The 1,531-nt window shown below is 30.4% G+C and carries 3 protein-coding genes; all 3 read right to left on the minus strand.

Going from position 1 to position 1,531, the window contains the following annotated elements:
* On the minus strand, window positions 1-140 hold a 140-nt coding region (locus AC1DTM_RS26030), incomplete at its 3' end, for a DUF2535 family protein (RefSeq protein ID WP_477001241.1).
* Between the two features lie 329 nt (window positions 141-469).
* The gene (gene tatC, locus AC1DTM_RS26035) at window positions 470-1,213 is read right to left on the minus strand and encodes a twin-arginine translocase subunit TatC (protein ID WP_033714706.1); all 744 of its coding nucleotides are present in this window, start codon (window positions 1,211-1,213) and stop codon (window positions 470-472) included.
* Between the two features lie 53 nt (window positions 1,214-1,266).
* Window positions 1,267-1,446 (minus strand): twin-arginine translocase TatA/TatE family subunit, encoded by a 180-nt coding sequence (locus AC1DTM_RS26040; protein WP_002012719.1) that lies wholly within the window; start codon window positions 1,444-1,446, stop codon window positions 1,267-1,269.
* Window positions 1,447-1,531 lie beyond the last annotated feature (85 nt).

The following is a 1,531-nucleotide window of genomic DNA, read 5'->3' on the forward strand; positions in this document are numbered from 1 at the left end:
TTTTGAATTTTTGCAATAAACAATTGAAGACGAGACTGAATTAGAAACGCTAATGGATGCTGTGTTTGTAGGACAGGGATTTCAAATATTTTAATACAATTCCCTGTTGCATGAGTGAAATAAAAACTTTTCGTAATCACAATATCAATCCTCTTTTTCGTTGGATTTTTGAACTTCCTCCACTTTATTCTTTAACACGTTTTTTAGTGTAGGTTTCCTATGAATACTAAAATATCCTTAAACTGCCCCCGTTTAGAAGTTAATACTTCATTTATATCCACCTAATTCGAACCCTGTCCTATATATACTTTAAGACGGGAGTCTTATTACCCATATATAGCTTGATAACTTCAGTATAACCTTATAAAAATGAAAAGTTTGTCTAAATTTTGGAGATTCTATAATTTTTTTCTTCTATATATTGTATACAATTATAGCTAGAGTATAACAAATAAATTAAAAAGTACCTTTATAACGAGGCACTTTTCGACTGTGTTTCTTCTTCTCTTTTCTGTTTTCGTTTACTAACTATCTTTGATAAAGCGATACTAATTTCATAAATACAAATAAGCGGTACCGCTACTAAACTATGTGATAAAAAATCTGGCGGCGATATACACGATGCAATTATAATCAACACGACATAAGCATATCTTCTTATTTTCTGCAGAAATTCTGCCGTTAGAAGACCTATACTCGTTAAAAACATAACAACTACAGGTAATTCAAATATAACAGCAAACGGAACTGTTAAATTTAATACGAAATGAAAATATTTTTCCGTTGTAAACATTGTATTAAACATCTCATTACCAATTGTAGTTAGGAAATGAAATAAAAATGGCATAACGATAAAATAACCGAAAGATAGGCCTGCTATAAATAATATAGACAATACCGGTATATACATTAATGTCATTTTTTGTTCATTGGGATGTAAACCTGGTTTTACAAATAACCAAATTTGTATCGCAGCAAAAGGAATTGTACAAACGATAGCAAATACTGTAGCAATCAAGAAAAAAATCCACAACACATCACTTGGACCGAGAACAGTTAATTTCATTGGTAAATCTTTTACAAGCCAAAAATAAATATCCTTCGTAAAAGTAAATCCAATAATTAAAAATAATACAAAGGATAATACTGTATATATTACTCGTTTGCGAAGCTCAACAATATGTTCTACTACGCTCATTTCCCGATCTTCCATCTCGTTCACCACACTTTATTTATCCATTCCGAGAAAAAACCCATCAGATTCTTTTATTTATTTTTTTCCTTCTCTTGAAATGCCTCATCAGTCAATTCTTTTGTTGATTTTTTAAATTCTTTTAACGTTTCCCCTAAAGCTTTCCCAATTTCCGGTAACTTTTTTGGGCCGAATAAAATTAACACTGCTACTAAAATTAAAATTAACCCTGGAAAGCCAATATTTGAAAACATTTCCCCATCCCCTTCATAAGTAGATTCTTGTCCTACTATTCCATAAGTTCATTTTGTCAAAAAATTTTGTAAACGTCAATGTATC

This window comes from Bacillus sp. P4_D3, assembly GCF_056401855.1.